Source organism: Stenotrophomonas sp. LM091 (genome assembly GCF_001806305.1).
GTDB lineage: Bacteria > Pseudomonadota > Gammaproteobacteria > Xanthomonadales > Xanthomonadaceae > Stenotrophomonas > Stenotrophomonas bentonitica_A.
In genome coordinates this window covers 1,307,469-1,324,805 of the sequence record NZ_CP017483.1, presented here as the reverse complement: position 1 = coordinate 1,324,805, position 17,337 = coordinate 1,307,469, and the positions used below count along the sequence as shown (strand labels likewise).

16 protein-coding genes are annotated in these 17,337 nt (G+C 66.5%); 13 read left to right on the top strand and 3 right to left on the bottom strand.

What is annotated here, in order from left to right; translation table 11 throughout:
• The first annotated feature begins 1 nt into the window (after position 1).
• From rpoZ to BIZ42_RS05775, 8 genes are all read left to right on the top strand, one after another.
• Positions 2–301 (top strand): DNA-directed RNA polymerase subunit omega, encoded by a 300-nt coding sequence (gene rpoZ, locus BIZ42_RS05810; protein ID WP_005410877.1) that lies wholly within the window; start codon positions 2–4, stop codon positions 299–301.
• Between the two features lie 157 nt (positions 302–458).
• Positions 459–2,618 (top strand): bifunctional (p)ppGpp synthetase/guanosine-3',5'-bis(diphosphate) 3'-pyrophosphohydrolase, encoded by a 2,160-nt coding sequence (locus tag BIZ42_RS05805; RefSeq protein WP_070425831.1) that lies wholly within the window; start codon positions 459–461, stop codon positions 2,616–2,618.
• 261 nt (positions 2,619–2,879) lie between these two features.
• Positions 2,880–3,272: a RidA family protein gene (locus tag BIZ42_RS05800; protein WP_019183870.1), complete on the top strand. Its 393-nt coding sequence runs from the start codon at positions 2,880–2,882 to the stop codon at positions 3,270–3,272.
• A 1-nt stretch (position 3,273) separates the two neighbouring features.
• Entirely contained in the window at positions 3,274–5,385 is a 2,112-nt protein-coding gene (gene recG / locus BIZ42_RS05795) for an ATP-dependent DNA helicase RecG (RefSeq protein ID WP_070425830.1), read from the top strand.
• Between the two features lie 167 nt (positions 5,386–5,552).
• Positions 5,553–6,488, top strand: coding sequence for a nucleoside hydrolase (locus tag BIZ42_RS05790; protein ID WP_019183872.1), 936 nt, complete (start codon positions 5,553–5,555; stop codon positions 6,486–6,488).
• A gap of 112 nt (positions 6,489–6,600) precedes the next feature.
• Positions 6,601–6,861: a type B 50S ribosomal protein L31 gene (locus BIZ42_RS05785; RefSeq protein ID WP_019183873.1), complete on the top strand. Its 261-nt coding sequence runs from the start codon at positions 6,601–6,603 to the stop codon at positions 6,859–6,861.
• A gap of 316 nt (positions 6,862–7,177) precedes the next feature.
• Positions 7,178–8,455: a citrate synthase gene (locus BIZ42_RS05780; RefSeq protein WP_019183874.1), complete on the top strand. Its 1,278-nt coding sequence runs from the start codon at positions 7,178–7,180 to the stop codon at positions 8,453–8,455.
• A gap of 202 nt (positions 8,456–8,657) precedes the next feature.
• Positions 8,658–9,023: a NirD/YgiW/YdeI family stress tolerance protein gene (locus BIZ42_RS05775; RefSeq protein ID WP_070425829.1), complete on the top strand. Its 366-nt coding sequence runs from the start codon at positions 8,658–8,660 to the stop codon at positions 9,021–9,023.
• Positions 9,024–9,088: 65 nt separating this feature from the next.
• Here the strand turns inward: BIZ42_RS05775 and BIZ42_RS05770 are convergent, their stop codons facing one another.
• Positions 9,089–9,865, bottom strand: coding sequence for a helix-turn-helix transcriptional regulator (locus BIZ42_RS05770; RefSeq protein ID WP_070425828.1), 777 nt, complete (start codon positions 9,863–9,865; stop codon positions 9,089–9,091).
• A gap of 95 nt (positions 9,866–9,960) precedes the next feature.
• On the opposite strand from BIZ42_RS05770, the gene BIZ42_RS05765 reads away from it, so the two are divergent.
• A complete protein-coding gene (locus tag BIZ42_RS05765; RefSeq protein ID WP_070425827.1) occupies positions 9,961–10,725 on the top strand; it encodes an alpha/beta hydrolase in 765 nt (254 codons plus the stop codon).
• 23 nt (positions 10,726–10,748) lie between these two features.
• On the opposite strand, the gene BIZ42_RS05760 is transcribed toward BIZ42_RS05765, so the two are convergent.
• Entirely contained in the window at positions 10,749–11,396 is a 648-nt protein-coding gene (locus BIZ42_RS05760; RefSeq protein ID WP_019183878.1) for a hypothetical protein, read from the bottom strand.
• 189 nt (positions 11,397–11,585) lie between these two features.
• Positions 11,586–14,015 carry a penicillin-binding protein 1A gene (locus BIZ42_RS05755; protein WP_070425826.1) on the bottom strand — a complete coding sequence of 810 codons (2,430 nt, stop codon included), beginning with the start codon at positions 14,013–14,015 and terminating at the stop codon, positions 11,586–11,588.
• A 223-nt stretch (positions 14,016–14,238) separates the two neighbouring features.
• Here BIZ42_RS05755 and BIZ42_RS05750 point away from each other — a divergent pair, with 223 nt between their 5' ends.
• The 4 genes from BIZ42_RS05750 to BIZ42_RS05735 are packed head-to-tail and all read left to right on the top strand — an operon-like array spanning position 14,239 to position 17,331.
• Positions 14,239–15,297, top strand: a complete 1,059-nt coding sequence (locus BIZ42_RS05750; protein ID WP_019183880.1) for a pilus assembly protein PilM — start codon at positions 14,239–14,241, stop codon at positions 15,295–15,297.
• Positions 15,297–16,127: a PilN domain-containing protein gene (locus BIZ42_RS05745; protein WP_070425825.1), complete on the top strand. Its 831-nt coding sequence runs from the start codon at positions 15,297–15,299 to the stop codon at positions 16,125–16,127. Before BIZ42_RS05750 ends, BIZ42_RS05745 begins: the two co-directional genes overlap by 1 nt.
• Positions 16,124–16,798, top strand: coding sequence for a type 4a pilus biogenesis protein PilO (locus BIZ42_RS05740; protein ID WP_019183882.1), 675 nt, complete (start codon positions 16,124–16,126; stop codon positions 16,796–16,798). The genes BIZ42_RS05745 and BIZ42_RS05740 overlap by 4 nt, the downstream gene beginning before the upstream one ends.
• Positions 16,795–17,331, top strand: a complete 537-nt coding sequence (locus BIZ42_RS05735) for a pilus assembly protein PilP (protein ID WP_156785693.1) — start codon at positions 16,795–16,797, stop codon at positions 17,329–17,331. The genes BIZ42_RS05740 and BIZ42_RS05735 overlap by 4 nt, the downstream gene beginning before the upstream one ends.
• Positions 17,332–17,337 lie beyond the last annotated feature (6 nt).

Here is a 17,337-nt window from a genome sequence, read left to right as displayed (position 1 = left end):
CATGGCCCGCATCACCGTAGAAGATTGTCTGGAAGTCGTGAACAACCGTTTCGAACTGGTCATGATGGCGTCCAAGCGCGCCCGTCAGCTGGCCAATGGCGTCCAGGCCACCCTGGACAACAGCGAAACCGAAGACAAGCCGACCGTGCTGGCGCTGCGCGAAATTGCCGCCCGCAAGATCGACAACGCCCTGATCGACGAAGTCGAGAAGGCCGAGCGCGAGCGTGCCGAGCGTGAAGCACTGGAATGGGCCGCTGCCGAAGTCGTCGCCGACGAAGACATGTCCAAGAACGACGACTGATCGCCCCGCGCGTTCGTTGTTGTTGCTGCGAACAGCCCGCCGTTTGGCGGGCTGTTTCGTTTGGGCCGCCGGTGGATCCGGTGCAGGCGTGTTGTTGCAGGTGAAACTCCCTGTTCAGGGGTTTGCCGATATCACGCCGCTGGCATAGTCTTTGAGCATGAACCCAGGCCCCACTGCCAAGGTCGCCACGCCCGCCGGCGCGGCCGTACCCGATTATGTCCTCCAGCTTGAGCGCGCAGCGCACTATCTGCCGCCCGACCAACTGCCGCTGCTGCGCCGCGCCTGGGAAGTAGGCGCCGCCGCGCATGCCGGCCAGACCCGCAAGTCGGGCGAGCCCTACATCACCCATCCGGTCGCCGTGGCCCAGGTCCTGGCCGAGCTCGGCCTGGACGTGGAGGCGCTGATCGCGGCGATCCTGCACGACACCATCGAAGACACCCCGCTGACCCGCGAAGAGCTGGCCGCCGAGTTCGGCGAGGCCGTGGCCGAGCTGGTCGACGGTGTCACCAAGCTGGACAAGCTGAAGTTCCGCGACCGCCAGGAAGCGGCCGCCGAGAGCTTCCGCAAGATGCTGCTGGCGATGTCGCGCGACCTGCGCGTGATCATGATCAAGCTCGCCGACCGCCTGCACAACATGCGTACCCTCGGCGCGCAGAGCCGCGAGGCGCGTGGCCGGATCGCGCGCGAGACGCTGGAAATCTACGCCCCCATCGCGCAGCGGCTGGGCATGAGCCTGGTCAAGAGCGAGCTGCAGAACCTGGGTTTCAAGGCGCTGTATCCGTGGCGCCACGCGATCCTGGAAAAGCACATCCGCAGCCAGCCGGTGGTCCGCCGCGAGGCGATGGCGCAGGTGGAAGTGCAGTTGAGCCAGCGCCTGGCCAAGGAAGGGCTGGAGCACCGCCTGGTCAGCCGCATCAAGACGCCGTGGAGCATCTACAACAAGATGCGCGACGAGAACAAATCCTTCGATCAGGTGATGGATGTGTTCGGGTTCCGGTTGGTGGTGCGCAACGTGCCCAACTGTTATCACGCGCTGGGCTCGGTGCATGCCACCTTCAAGCCGCTGGACGGTCGCTTCCGCGATTTCATCGCCATCCCCAAGGCCAACGGCTACCAGTCATTGCACACGGTGTTGTTCGGGCCATATGGTTCGCCGATCGAGGTGCAGATCCGCACCGAAGAGATGGACCTGATCGCCGAGCGCGGTGTGGCGGCGCACTGGACGTACAAGTTCGGTGGCGATTCGCCCAACAGCGCGCAGAGCCGTGCGCATGCCTGGATCGTGGAACTGATCGATTCCCAGCGCGCCGCCGGTTCGTCGCTGGAGTTCCTGGACAACGTCAAGGTGGACCTGTTCCCGGACGAGGTCTACCTGTTTACCCCGAAGGGCAAGATCCTGGCCCTGCCGCGCAACTCCACCGCGCTCGATTTCGCCTACGCGGTGCACACCGATGTGGGCAACATGGCCGTGGCCTCGCGCGTGGACAAGAAGCTGGTCCCGCTGCGCACCAAGCTGGTCAGTGGCCAGACGGTGGAAGTGATCACCGCGCGCTCGGCCACGCCCAAGCCGCAGTGGCTGGAATTCGTGGTCAGTTCCAAGGCGCGCACCGCCATCCGCCACCAGCTCAAACAGCTGGAGCACGAAGACGCGGTCCAGCTGGGCCACCGCATGCTCGACCGCGCGCTGGAGGCGATGGACAGCTCGCTGGAGCGCCTGCCGAAGGGGCGCCTGGATGCCTTCCTGGCCGAACACCGCTACCCCCGCCTGGAGGCCCTGCTGGCCGAAGTGGCGCTGGGCAACTGGATGCCCAACCAGGCCGCGCAGGCGCTGATGGCCTACGCCGAGCTGCGCGGTGGGGCGCATTCGAAGCATTCGCAGGAGAAGATCCTGATCAATGGCAGCGAGCGCGGCGTGGTCAGCTTCGCCAACTGCTGCCAGCCGATCCCGGGTGACGACATCATGGGCTACCACACCGCCGGCAAGGGCATCGTGGTGCACCGTCTGGATTGCCCGAACCTGGCCGAGCTGCGCAAGTCGCCGGAGCGCTGGGTGCCGATCGGGTGGGATACGACGGTGTCGGGTGATTACGACACGTCCTTGATCGTGGAAGTGGAGAACGGGACCGGCGTGCTGGCCCAGTTGGCGGCGGCGATCGCGCAGAGCCATTCGAACATCGAACGGGTCGATTACCTGGATCGCGATTTCAATGCGGCGGTGCTGTGTTTCAACGTGCAGGTACGTGACCGGAACCATCTGGCGGAAGTGATGCGCAGGTTGCGGCGGTTGTCGGTCGTGCAATCGGTCCGCAGGCAATAAGCCGCGTTCCGTAGAGCCGACCGTTGGTCGGCTGCCTGCACGCCATGCGGCGATGATCGATATGGTCGGCCTGCCGACCGATCGTCTTCGTCATTCTCCGGCCAGCCGACCAATCGTCTTCGTCATTCTCCGGCCAGCCGACCAATCGTCTTCGTCATTCTCCGGCCAGCCGACCAACGGTCGGCTCTACCAGGGATTGCGGCTTCGGGCCTCGGCTTCGGCGGTACAATGGTGGGCCCACTTTTGTTCCCTGGAGCTCCCATGTCCCGCCAGATCATCACCAGCGCCAACGCCCCGGCCGCGATCGGTCCGTATTCGCAGGCCGTGCGCGCCGGCAATACCGTGTACTTCTCCGGCCAGATCCCGCTGGACCCGGCCACCGGTGACATCGTTGGTGCCGGCGACATCGAGGCGCAGGCCCGCCGTGCGTTCGACAATCTGAAGGCCGTGGCCGAAGAAGCCGGCGGTTCGCTGGACCAGATCGTCCGCCTGGGCCTGTACCTGACCGATCTGGGCGAGTTCGCCAAGGTCAATGCGGTGATGCAGGACTACTTCAAGGCGCCGTTCCCGGCGCGTTCGACCATCGAAGTGTCGGGCCTGCCGAAGGCGGCCAACTTCGAAGTCGATGCGGTGATGGTGCTCGACCAGGCCTGACGTGGCGCGGTCACGGGCTCCCGCACCGGCGCTGGCCGCGGCCGGGGAGGCATCGTTGTCGATGCTCTCCGGCATCGGGCCGGCGGTGGCGACCAAGCTGGCTGCCCGTGGCCTGTCCTCGCTGCAGGATCTGTGGCTGCACCTGCCGCTGCGCTATGAAGATCGGACCCGGCTGACCACCATCGCCCGGTTGCAGCCGGGCGTGGCGGCGCAGGTGGAAGGGCGGGTGAGTGCGGTCGAGCGCGGTTTCCGTGGTCGGCCGGTGCTCAAGGTCGCCATCGAAGATGATTCCTACGGCACGCTGGTGCTGCGGTTCTTCCACTTCCGCGCCCAGCAGGTCTCGCAGTTCGCCGTGGGCACGCGCATCCGCTGCTACGGCACCGCCAAGCCCGGTCATCTCGGGCTGGAGATCGTCCACCCCAGCTACCGGGTGATGGGCAGCAATGACGATGACGAGCTCGGTGACAGCCTCGACCCGGTCTATCCGGCGGTCGAAGGGGTCGGGCCGGCGACGATGCGCCGGTTCATCGGGTTGGCGCTGGACCGGTTGCCGGAAGAATCCACGCTGGAACTGCTGCCGGCGGGCTGGTTGTCCGGGCTGGGCCTGCCCTCGCTGCGCAGTGCGTTGCTGACGGTGCACCGGCCACCGCCGGATGCGGATCTGGCGGCGCTGGCCGCGGGGCGGCATCCGGCGCAACGCCGGCTGGCGATGGAAGAACTGCTGGCACATCACCTCAGCCTGCGGCGTCAGCGCATGGCGCTGCAGGCCCATCACGCGCCGTCGCTGCGCGGGCAGGGCGCGTTGGTGGCCCAGCTGCGCGACAGCCTGCCGTTCCAGTTGACCGGCGCGCAGCAGCGCGTGTTCGTGCAGATCCGCAAGGACCTGGCCAAGGCGCATCCGATGCTGCGGCTGGTGCAGGGCGATGTCGGCTCGGGCAAGACCGTGGTCGCCGCCCTGGCGGCGATGCTGGCGGTGGAGCGGGGCAAGCAGGTCGCGCTGGCCGCGCCGACCGAACTGCTGGCCGAGCAGCACATGAACAATCTTCGCGCCTGGCTGGCACCGCTGGGCGTGCGCACCGCATGGCTGGCCGGCAAGGTCACCGGCAAGGCGCGCGCCAAGGTGCTGGCCGAGGTCGCCTCGGGCGAGGCGCAGGTGGTGGTCGGCACGCACGCGCTGATGCAGGAAAGCGTGGTGTTCAAGGACCTGGCGCTGGCGATCGTCGATGAGCAGCACCGCTTCGGTGTGCATCAACGCCTGGCCCTGCGCGACAAGGGCGCCGACGGACGCAGCGTGCCGCACCAGCTGGTGATGACGGCCACGCCGATTCCGCGCACGTTGGCAATGTCCGAATACGCCGATCTGGACGTGTCGGCCATCGACGAACTGCCCCCCGGGCGCACGCCGGTGCAGACCGTGGCGCTCAACAACGACCGTCGCCCGGAGCTGATCGAACGCATCGCGGTGGCGTGCCGCGAAGGCCAGCAGGTGTACTGGGTCTGCACGCTGATCGAAGAAAGCGAAGAACTCGATGCCACGCCGGCCCAGGCCACGTTCGAATCGCTGCAGGCGTTGTTGCCCGGTGTGCGCGTCGGGCTCGTGCACGGGCGGCTGAAGGCGAGCGAGAAGCTGGCCACGATGGTTGCCTTCAAGGCCGGCGAAATCGATCTGCTGGTCGCCACCACCGTCATCGAAGTGGGCGTGGACGTGCCCAATGCGTCGTTGATGATCATCGAGAACGCCGAGCGCCTCGGGCTGGCCCAGCTGCACCAGCTGCGCGGCCGGGTAGGGCGCGGCTCGGCGGTGTCGCGCTGCGTGTTGCTGTACCAGGCGCCGCTGTCGAACATGGCGCGCGAGCGGCTGGAGACGATGCGGCAGACCAACGATGGTTTCCTGATCGCGGAGAAGGACCTGGAACTGCGTGGCCCCGGCGAACTGCTGGGGACGCGGCAGACCGGCCTGGCCGGGTTCCGCATGGCCGATCTGGCCCGCGATGCGGACCTGCTGCCGGGCGTGCATGATCTGGCCGAGCGGCTGCTGGCGGAGGCGCCTGACGTGGCCGACCAGGTGGTGCGGCGCTGGATCGGCACGGCCGTGCGCTACGCATCGGCGTAAAGCAGCGCCGAAACGGCCCATCCGGTCGTGGGTGGGGCCGATCGACGCGGCACCATTGAACCCTGTACCGACCAACGGTCGGTACCTGCCTGCGCCCGAGCCCCCCCCGCCTTGTATTTGTCATGGCAGGGTGCGAAAGTCCCTTGCCGATTATCAAGACGGCAACGATGAGCAAGAAGATTCCGCTGTTGATCGACACCGACCCGGGTGTCGATGATGCCCTGGCCCTGTTGATGGCCTTCGCCGATGAGCGCCACGATATCGTTGGCCTGACCATCGCCGCCGGCAACGTTGGCCTGGACCACACGGTCCGCAATGCCCTGAAACTGTGCGAAGTGGCTGGCCGCGACGATGTGCCGGTCTACGCCGGTACCGCCGATCCGCTGCTGCACCCCTCCGTCGATGCCGCCCACGTGCATGGCGCCGACGGCTTTGGCGATGTGAACCTGCCGGCCGCCAAGCGCCAGGCCGAGGCCGAACATGCCGCGCTGGCGATCCTGCGCCTGTCGCACGAATACGCCGGTGAACTGTTCCTGGTCGCGCTCGGCCCGCTGACCAACCTGGCCCTGGCCCTGAAACTCGACCCGACCCTGCCGCAGCGCGTGAAGCGCTTCCTGGTGATGGGCGGGGCGGTGACCTGCCACGGCAACATCACCCCGGCGGCCGAGTTCAACATCGCCTTCGATCCCGAAGCGGCGCACGTGGTGTTCACCGGCTTCCCGCACATCGAAGTGGCCGATTGGGAAGCCACGGTCGCCCACGGCCTGCTGCATGCGGATGTCGAGAAGTGGCTGGCGGCCGATACCGACAAGGCCCGCTTCTACGAGTTGATCTCGCGCCAGACCCGCCTGTGGTCCGAAGACAGCCGTGGCGAGCGCTGGTTCGCCGCCGATGCCCTGGCCATGGCCTGGGCACTGCAGCCCGAGGGTGCCCTGCGGGTCGAATCGCGTCCCCTGAACGTGGAACTGGCCGGCGTGCACAGCCGGGGTGCTACCATTGTCGACTGGAACCGCCAGACCGGGCAGCCTGACAACACCCAGCTGCTGATGGCCTACGACCAGGGTCGCTTCGAGGCCCAGGTGAGGGCGGCACTCGGCGTCTGACGACGCCGCTGCGGCGGACCTTTCGCACGGTTGATGGACCCGGCTTGCCCTTTGCGGCGGCCGGGACTATAATGCCGCTCTTGACCACCAGCCCTTATTACGGTGCGCGCCCATGAAGGCCGATATTCATCCTGCTTACCGCGACGTGGTTTTCCACGACGTTACCTCTGATTTCAAGATCCTGACCCGTTCGACCATGTCCACCAAGGACACGATCAAGTGGGAAGACGGCAACGAGTACCCGCTCGTCAAGGTTGAAATCTCCTCGGCTTCGCATCCGTTCTACACGGGCAAGCACAAGGTGATCGACACCAGCGGCCGTATCGACAAGTTCCAGAAGCGTTTCGGCAAGCCGGCGCCGACCGCGGCCTGAGCTGTCAACGCAGCTGCATGAAAACAACGGTCGCCTTGGCGGCCGTTGTTTTTTGTTGTTTCCGGATTGCTGAACGCCAGGTGAGGCCCGTGTGCCCCGCCGACGGAACGCTGTGTCCGTGATCGGGCGCCATGCCTTGGGACGACTGCAACGGCGCCTTTGCCGCGACCCGGAACCTGCGTCTACGACTTCCGTCCTACGGCGTCGAAAATGTTGCTGTGCGATAATGGCGGGATCCACGATAACGATCGTGGACTTCCTTCACGTGCCTGACCCATGCGCTTGGGCGGGCGCCTTCCCTCGAGGAGCGCACACAGTGTCCGATCTTGATCAGGTCACGCTCAACGCCGGCGACAAGTCGGTTGTTCTGCCAGTCATCAAACCCACGCTCGGCAACGATTGCGTCGATATCTCGAAGCTGACCAAGGAAACCGGTCTCTTCACGTACGACTCCGGCTTCACCGCCACCGCCAGCTGCAAGTCCGCCATCACCTACATCGACGGTGACAAGGGCGTGCTGCTGTATCGCGGCTATCCCATCGAGCAGCTCTCGGAAAAGTCGAGCTACGTCGAAGTGGCCTACCTGCTGATCAACGGCGAGCGTCCGAGCGCCGAGCAGCTGAAGGCCTTCACCGACGAGCTGGCCGCCGAGGCCGATGTGGATCCGTCGATCAACACGCTGATCGGCAGCTTCGCCAAGGATGCCCATCCGATGGCCATCCTGACCGCCGCCATCGCGCAGCTGTCGGGCATCTACCACGCCTCGCTGGATCTGTCCGACGCCGAACAGCGTCGCCACGCCGCCGTGCGCCTGATCGCCAAGGTGCCGACCCTGTCGGCCCTGATCTACCGCCACGGCAAGGGCCTGCCGGCCAACAAGCCGGACACCTCGCTGGATTACGTCAGCCGCTTCCTGAAGCAGACCTTCGAGTCGGCCGATGGCACCTACGAGCTGAACCAGGACGTGGTCAAGGCACTGGATCTGCTGTTCATCCTGCACGCCGATCACGAGCAGAACGCCTCGACCTCGACCGTGCGCCTGGTCGGTTCGACCGGTGCCAACCCGTATGCGTCGGTCGCCGCTGGCGTCACCGCGCTGTGGGGTCCGGCCCACGGCGGTGCCAACGAAGCCGTGCTGAAGATGCTCGAAGAAATCGGCACCGCCGACAACGTCGAGTCGGCCGTGCTCAAGGCCAAGGACAAGACCTCCGGCTTCCGCCTGATGGGCTTTGGCCACCGCGTGTACAAGAACTTCGACCCGCGTGCCAAGGTCATCGGCGTGATGACCGGCAAGGTGCTGGAACAGCTGGGCGTGCAGGATCCGCTGCTGGACGTGGCCGTCAAGCTGGAGCAGGCCGCGCTGCAGGATGACTACTTCGTCGCCCGCAAGCTGTACCCGAACGTCGATTTCTACAGCGGCATCATCTACAAGGCGCTGCAGATCCCGACCGAAATGTTCACCGTCATGTTCGCCCTGGGCCGTACCTCCGGCTGGGTCGCCCATTGGCTGGAACAGCAGGTCGATCCGGAAATGAAGATCGGCCGTCCGCGCCAGGTCTACACCGGCAGCGACGTGCGTGACTACCAGGGCTGATCGCCCCGGCAGGTCGTGATGAAAACGCCCCGCATCGCGGGGCGTTTTCTTTTCCCGGCGGTGCCGGACGGTGACCACTGGATCAGTGGCATGAACCGCTTCTGACTCTTCGCGTCGCAAACACCTCTTTTCGTACATGTTGTATGGGCGTCACGGCCGTCGAGGTACACCCTTGGTCATACCCCCACAGCATGGAGTCCAGATGAACCGTCTGATTGCCCTTTTTGCCCTCGCCGTACCGGTGAGTGTGTTCAGTCCCGGTGCGCATGCCCAATACACCGGCCCGGGCGCCACCAGCGCCGTCACCACGGTGGCGGAAGCCCGCAGCCAGCGTGACGACCAGTCCGTCGTGCTGCGCGGCGCGCTGATCGCCAAGATCGGGCACGAGCGCTATCGCTTCAAGGACGCCACCGGCGAGATCGATGTCGAGATCGATGACAAGGATCTGCCCGCCCACCAGGCGGTGAGCGCGACGACGGTGGTGGAGCTGCACGGCGAAGTGGATACGCATCGCTTCAAGCCCACCGATATCGATGTGGAGCACGTAAGCATCGTCGGCCCGCGCTGAGCCGCTGAACCGCCGGACTGCCTGGCGCCCCGCACCCCGGGGCGTTCTGCCTGCAGTTCCGCGTGTCAGCGCGTGTGAGCGTAGCGGCTGGGCGATGTCCCCAGCACGCGCCGGAACGCCGATGAAAACGCACTGGGGCTGGCGTAGCCCAAGTCCAGTGCGACCCGGGTGACCGGCTGGCCGTGACCCAGCCGTTCAATCGCGGCGAGCAGGCAGACCTGTTGGCGCCATTCGGCAAAGCTCACCCCGGTTTCCACGCGGAACTGGCGCGTGAAGGTACGCCGGCTCATGCCGGCGTCGGCGGCGATCTGGTCCAGGCCCGTCGTGATCGCAGGCCGGTCCAATACCTGCTGGCAGGCGCGGACAAGGCGCGGCTCGCAGGGCAGCGGTGCATGCAGGGACAGGCGCGGCATGGCGGCCATTTCTGCGACGAGCAGCTGCATCAGCCGGCCGGCGCGACCGCGCTGGTCGTACATCGCCGGCAGGTCGATTGCATCGTCCAGCAGATGCCGCAGGAGCGGCGAGACGCCGTAGACGCCGCAGCGCGCAGGCAACTGGACCGCGGCGACTTCCTCGGCGGCCACGAACACATTGAGCATCGTGACCGGGCCGCGCATGGTCATCGCATGCGTGATGCCCGCGGGTACCCAGCATGCGCGCTGCGGCGGTACCAGCCAGTGCCCCTCGGACGTGCTCAGGCTGATGGTGCCGCGCGAGGCGAAAGCGAACTGGCCGCGCCGGTGCGCGTGTGCCGGGAAGACCGATCCGGCGGCATGGTCGTTCGCGGTAACGACCACGGCGCGCGGGAGGTCTTCGTAGGGATCGAGCAGGGCGTTGCGCATGGCCCGGATTCTATCGTCATTGACCTGGCATCGAAGGCGGGCCATGCGCGGCCGGCTTAGCATCACCCCCCCGCTTCCTTCCTGATGCTGCAGCCATGGCCAATACCTTTCACCGCGTCGGCACCGGCGCGCACCCTGTCCTGGTGCTGCATGGCTGGTTCGGCGACGCGCATGCGTTCGCGCCGATCGAGCCGTGGCTGTCCGGCGACGTGTTCAGCTACGTCTTCATGGATTGCCGCGGCTACGGTGGCATGCACGATGCGCGCGGCGAATTCACGATCGAGGAGATCGCCACGGACGCGCTCACCCTGGCCAATGCGCTGGGCATCGACACCTTCAGCGTGGTCGGCCATTCCATGGGTGGCATGGCCATCGAGCGCATCGCGGTGCTCGCACCGGACCGTGTGCGTGCGCTGGTCGCGGTTGCACCGGTACCCTGTGGGGGCATCGCGCATGAGCCGCCGACGCGACGACTGCTGGAGGCGGCAGCGGGCAGTACGGAGATCCGTCGCGGCATCATCGATCGCAGCACCGGCGGGCGGCTGCCCGGCACATGGCTGGACTGGAAGGCGCAGTACTCGATGCAGCGCGCCTCGGCGGAGGCGTTCGCAGCCTATTTCCCGGCGTGGGCCGACACCGATTTCAGTGCCGGGATCGTGGGCCGACATCCAGTGAAGGTGCTGGTCGGCGAGCACGATCCGGTGTTCAACGCTGCGCTGATGGAGCGGACGTACCTGCGCCGCTATGCGCACGCGTCCCTCGAAGTGCTGGGCAACGCCGGGCATTACCCGATGAATGAAACCCCGCTGGCCCTGGTCACGGCCATCGAGCGGTTTCTCGCCCCGTTCGGCGATGCCTGACCTGGCCCACCGGAGCAGGGACCTCAGCGGCTGCCGAGGTACCCCTCGATCTCACTGTCGGCCAGCAGCTCGCGCAGTTGCGCCGCCGAGGCACGCCGCATCGGCTTTTCATCGATGGCCGAGAGCGGCGGCTGGCGCAGGCCATCGTAGGGCAGCACGGCGATGTCGAACGTCAGCGCTTCGGCACTGAAGATCCAGACCGGTGCATCCAGGCTGCGCTCGCGGTCCAGCCGCAGCCGGCGGGTACGCGATTCGGCCGGGATGCCGTGTTCGTCGAAGAAGCGCTGCACCGCATCGGCATCGTCGCTGTGCACCTGCAGCTGCACGGGACTGTTGGCATCGGCGGTCCCGTCGAGCACCGGGCCGCACAGGCGCGGCGAGAACGCCTTGAGGAACTCCATCGCGCGCAGGGCGGCCTCGCGGCGCTGGCGCAGCTGCGCACCATGGTCGGCACCGGCAAACAGGCGCTGGTACTCACGCAGGGCGTCTTCGATCTCGGTGTTGCGGGGCAGGGAGGCATCGTCATGGATGCCGAGCCGTGTCGCGGCCTTGAGCTTGGCCTGGTGGTAATCGCGGATGCCGCCCTCGGCCATCAGGCGGGCGGCCTCATGCGCCAACTGGTGGCGGCGCTCACGGGTCTGCGTGGCTGCATGCTGACGGGCTCGATGCATGACCGGTACTCCTTGGCGACCTGCACGGCAATGTACACCGGCGATGTGACAGGCGGGTAGAGCCACGCCATGCGTGGCTGTGCCTGCGATCAGGGATTGCGTGCAGCCACCCATGGGGTGGCTCCACCGGGGCGATGGGGCGGACGATACGCAGGAGGGGGGCGCGCCGGGCGTACCCGGCGCACGCAGTCAGAAGATATCGAACGCGGCGTCGTCGGCCTGCGGGGTGTGGCTGTTGAAGTCGTACTCCTCCAGCTTCTCCATGTCTTCGACCTTGACCCACTCGGTGGCGCCGTTGAGCGTGGCCTGGACCATGCCCGACGGCGGCTCGTTCTGCGCGATCGGCGTGTCCTTGAGCGCCACGCGCATGTACTCGATCCAGATCGGCAGGGCGGCGCGGCCGCCGTATTCGCGGTAGCCGAGCGAGCGGAAGTCGTCGCGGCCGACCCACACGGTGGTCGCGTACGGGCCACCGAAACCGGAGAACCAGGCATCGCGGTGATCATTGGTCGAGCCGGTCTTGCCGCCCACGTCCTCGCGGCCGAGCACTTTGGCCGCGGTGCCGGTGCCGCGCTGGACCACGTCGCGCATCATCGAGTTCAGCTGGTAGGCGGTACGCGCATCGATCGCGCGCGGCGCGACCTTGGCATCCGGGTTGACCGGCACCGGGGCCGGTGCCTCGGCAGCGGCGGTCGCCTGCTGGGGCTTGGCCGGTGCGGTGTTTGCCGCCGGCGCGGAGCCGAAGTTGAACCCGTCCACCACCTGGCTGACCGGCACGCCGCTGTTGCCGGCGCAATCGCGGCAGGCAACAGCCGGGTTTTCCTTGAACACTTCCACGCCATCACGGTCGGTGACCCGATCGATCAGCCAGGTGTCCACCCGCGAGCCGCCGTTGGCGAACACCGCGTAACCGCGGGCCACCGAGAGCGGGGTCAGCGACGCGGTGCCCAGCGACATCGACAGGTTCGGCGGCAGCTCGGCCTCGGCGAAGCCGAATTCGCTGATGTACTTGCGCGCGTAATCCACGCCCATGCCGTCGAGCAGGCGCACCGAGACCAGGTTGCGCGACTGCACCAGCGCTTCACGCAGGCGCATCGGGCCACGGAAGCCGCCGCCATCGTTCTGTGGCGACCAGGTCTTGCCGCGGCGGTCGCGGAACACGACCGGGGCGTCGAGCACGATCGAGGCCGGGTTGAAGCCCTTGTCGAAGGCCGCCGCGTAGATGAAGGGCTTGAAGCTCGAGCCCGGCTGGCGGCGCGCCTGGGTGGCGCGGTTGAACTTGTTGCCCGAGAAGCTGAAGCCACCGACCAACGCTTTCAGTGCGCCGTTTTCGGCATCCAGCGAGACCAGCGCAGCCTGGCCGCGCGGGATCTGGTCGAGCAGCCACTCGCCTTCTTTCTCGCCGGCGCGCACGCGCACGATGTCGCCGCGGGTGACCAGTTTGGCCGGGGTCTTGTTGGTCCAGCGCGCGGCGTTGGCCGGCAGCACCACTTCGCTGCGGTTGCCCAGCACCACGGTGGCGCTGCCATCGGCCGCGGTGGCGGCGACGATCGCCGGCAGCAGGCCGGTCTGCGCGGAAATGCCGGACAGCTTGGTGGCCAGCGCGGCGGCGTCGGCGTCGGCCGGGACCTCCACGTGCTGCTCCACGCCGTGCCAACCGTGGCGGTGGTCGTAGGCCAGCAGGCCGTCGCGCACCGAGAGGTTGGCCGCGGTCTGCAGTTCGGCGTTGATCGTGGTGGTCACGTGGTAACCCTTGTTGACCACGTCGCCGCCGAAGCGGGCGATCATTTCCTGGCGGACCAGCTCGGCCACGTACGGGGCCTCCACCTGCAGCGGCGGCTCATGCGCGGTGGCGTGCATCGGCACGGCCTTGGCTGCGTCGGCCTCGGCCTGGGAGATGAAGCCCAGGCTGGCCATGCGCTGCAGCACATAGAAGTCGCGGCGCTCGCGGGCGCGCTCGGGGTTGCTGAGCGGGTTGCCGCTGGAGGGGAACTTGGGGATGCCGGCCAGCGAGGCCATTTCGTCCAGGTCCAGCTCGCCCAGCTTCTTGCCGTAGTAGAACTCGGCCGCGGCGGCCACGCCGTAGGCGCGGTTGCCGAAGAAGCTCTTGTTGAGATACAGCTCGAAGATCTCGTCCTTGCTCAGCTCGCTCTCGATCTTCCGCGCCAGCAGGATCTCGGCCAGCTTGCGGGTGTAGCTGTACTCCGAGCTCAGGAAGAACTGCCGGGCGACCTGCTGGGTGATGGTCGAACCACCGGGCACGCGCTTGTCGTTGGTGGTGGCCAGCAGCCACACCGCGCGGCCGATGCCCTTGTAGTCCACGCCGCCGTGCTCGTAGAAGCGCGCGTCCTCGGTGGCCAGGAAGGCCTGCTTGAGGCGCTCGGGGACGTCCTTCATGGTGATGGGGGTGCGCCGGGTCTCGCCGAACACCGCCATCAGCTTGCCATCGCTGGCATAGACGTACATGGGCTCCTGCATCTCGACGTCGCGCAGGGTCTGCACGTCCGGGAGCTTGGAGGAGACGGCGTAGTAAAGGCCGCCGGCAACCGCGGCGCCGATCAATGCCAGGACCAGGAACGCGACCAGCATCCAGCGCAGCCAACGGCGAAGACGTGTCATCAGTGACAGATTCCGATTGCGAATTTCGTGGTCGCAGAGTATAGATTACGCAAGGGAACGGCTGGGGGTGTTCCCGGGGAGAGCAGTCGATCACCGTCTGGGGACGCGTGAAACGAGCAGTGATGCCCGTTTTACAGCTTGACGGTTGCGATTTGCAAAAAAAACGTTATTAATGCGCGGTCGCAGGTTCTGCGTCCAAGTGCCCATCGGCAGGGGAGAAACCGTGGGGCTTATCCCAAAAAGCCAGTCGCCTCTTATCGGCGTCGATATCAGCTCGACTGCAGTAAAGCTGTTGCAGTTATCCCGCAGCGGCAATCGTTTCCGCGTGGAACATTACGCCGTGGAACCACTCCCGCCGAATGCGGTCGTGGAAAAGAACATCGTGGAGGTCGAAGCGGTCGGGGAGGCCATTCGACGTGCCGTGAACCGCTCCGGAACCAAGGCACGCCATGCGGCGGCAGCCGTGGCCGGCTCGGCCGTGATCACCAAGCTGATCCCGATGCCCGCCGACCTGGACGAGAACGACATGGAAGCCCAGGTCGAGCTCGAGGCGGTCAACTACATCCCGTACCCGATCGAGGAAGTGAACCTCGACTTCGAAGTGCTGGGTGCGATTCCGAACAACCCGGAAATGGTCCAGGTGCTGCTGGCTGCCTCGCGTTCAGAGAACGTCGAGCTGCGCCAGTCGGCACTGGAGCTGGGCGGGCTGGTGGCGCGGGTCATGGACGTGGAGGCCTTCGCGGTCGAGAACGCCTTTGCCCTGGTCGCCAGCGAGCTGCCGGTGGCCAGTGATGGCGTGGTCGCGCTGGTGGACATCGGCGCCACCATGACCACCCTGAATGTCCTGCGTGGCGGCCGCAGCCTGTACAGCCGCGAACAGGTGTTCGGCGGCAAGCAGCTGACCGACGAAGTGATGCGCCGTTACGGGCTGACCTATGAAGAGGCCGGCCTGGCCAAGCGCCAGGGCGGGCTGCCGGAAAGCTACGAGATGGAAGTGCTCGAGCCGTTCAAGGAAGCCACGGTCCAGCAGATCAGTCGCCTGCTGCAGTTCTTCTATGCAGGCAGCGAGTTCAACCGGGTCGACCACATCGTGCTCGCCGGCGGCTGCGCGGCCCTGACCGGCCTGCCGGACATGGTGGAAGAGCAGCTGGGCGTGGCCACCGTGGTGGCCAACCCGCTGGCACAGATGACCCTGGGCCCGAAGGTGCAGGCACACGCCCTAGCCCAGGACGCCCCGGCGCTGATGATCGCCACCGGTCTGGCGCTGAGGAGCTTTGACTGATGGCGCGCATCAATCTATTGCCCTGGCGCGCCGAGCGGCGCAAGCAACGCCAGCGCGACTTCTACGCCATGCTCGGTGCCGCCGCCATCGGCGGTCTGCTGCTGTCGCTGTTGATCTGGTTCTATTACGACCGCCAGGTCAGCGGGCAGGTGGATCGCAACACCTTCCTGCAGGCCGAGATTGACAAGGTCAAGGAGCAGAACAAGGAAATCGAACGCCTGGACCGCCAGAAGGACCGCCTGCTGGCCCGCAAGGGCGTGATCGAGGAACTGCAGGCCAAGCGCTCGCAGATGGTGCATCTGTTCGATGCGCTGGTGCGGACCATTCCGGACGGGGTGGTGCTGACCACGCTCAAGCAGGAAGGCGACGTGCTGACCCTGGAAGGGCGCACGCAGTCCAATGCGCGCGTCAGTGCCTACATGCGCAACCTGGAAAGCTCGGGCTGGATGACCAACCCGGAGCTGTCGATCATCGAGGCCAAGGCGCCGGACAAGGAGAAGACCTCCACCGCCCCCGGGCAGCTGCTGGACATCAAGTCCCTGCCGTACATGTTCGTGGTCAAGGTGAACCTGCCCGCACAGAGCGATGCCGCCCTGTCCGCGGATGGTCCGGTGGTCGATACCACCACCGCCGCCGCGCCGGTTGCCCCGGTCGCCCCGCTGTCCGCCGCCCCGGCCGCGCCATCGCAGGATCCGGCCGCCGCACCGGCAGGGTCGACCGCTCCGGACGCCGCCGCACCGGCCAAGCCGGCCGGTAGCCGCATTGTTCCGACCACGCCGCCCGCACCTCCGCCGGCGCCTGCCAATGCGCCGGAGGGGAGCCAGCAATGAGCCAGAAAATCAACCTCAAAGAGCTGGATTTCAACAACATCGGCAACTGGCCGCAGCAGGCCAAGGTCGTGTTCTGCGTCGTCCTCGCCCTGTTCATCGTGGTCATGGGCTGGTTCCTGCTGATCAGCGGCAAGCGCGACGAGCTCTCGGCCCTGGTCAACAAGGAAGCCGAGCTGCGCACCGAGTTCGAGAAAGAGCAGGGCCGTGCGGTCAATCTGGAGCCGCTCAAGCAGCAGCTGACCCAGATGGAGCAGGTGCTGCAGCAGATGCTGCGCCAGTTGCCCAGCAAGACCGAAATGCCGGACCTGATCATCGACATCTCGCAGACGGCGCTCTCCAGCGGGCTGGCCAACGAGCTGTTCCAGCCCGGTGCCGAGCAGCCCAAGGAGTTCTACGCCGAGAAGCCGATCGCCCTGCGCATGGTGGGCAGTTACCACCAGTTCGGTGCCTTCGTCAGTGGTGTGGCCTCGCTGCCGCGCGTGGTCATCCTGACCATGCACGACATCAACCTGAAGCCCAAGGATCCCAAGACCGGCATCACCGCCCGCAGCGGTGCGCTGGAGTTGTCCGGAACGGTCAAGACCTACCGTTACCTGGATGACGTGGAGATGGAAGCCCAGGAGAAAGCCGCTGCCGAGCAGGAAAAGGCCGCCAAGGGAGGCCGGAAATGAGCCGCTTGACCCCGACCGCACGGGTATGCGGCCTGTTGGGCGTGGTGCTGCTGGCCGGCTGCGCCCGCGGCGTGACCAGCACGCCCGGCGATGCACCGAACCTGGAAAAGTGGGTGGCCGACGTGCGTGCACGCCCGGCACCGCCGCTTGAACCGTTGCCGGTGATGCAGCAGTTCGAGACGTTTGAGTATTCCGCGCAGGGGATGCGCGACCCGTTCACCGACGCCTGGACCAATCCGCAAGGGGGATCGGGGCTGCGTCCGGATCCGAACCGCCGCAAGGAGCCGCTGGAAGATTTCCCGCTGGACAGCCTGGACATGGTGGGTTCGATCGGCCGTGGGGGCGGACTCGTCGTGCTGGTGATGGCACCGGACAAGGTCACCTATCGGGTGCGTCCGGGCGTCTATCTGGGGCAGAGCGACGGGCGGGTGACCGGGGTCTTCGAGGACCGGATTGAGCTGATTGAACTGGTGCCGGATGGCGCGGGTGGCTGGCTGGAACGGCCGGCAACGCTCGCGCTTGAAGATCAATGAATGATT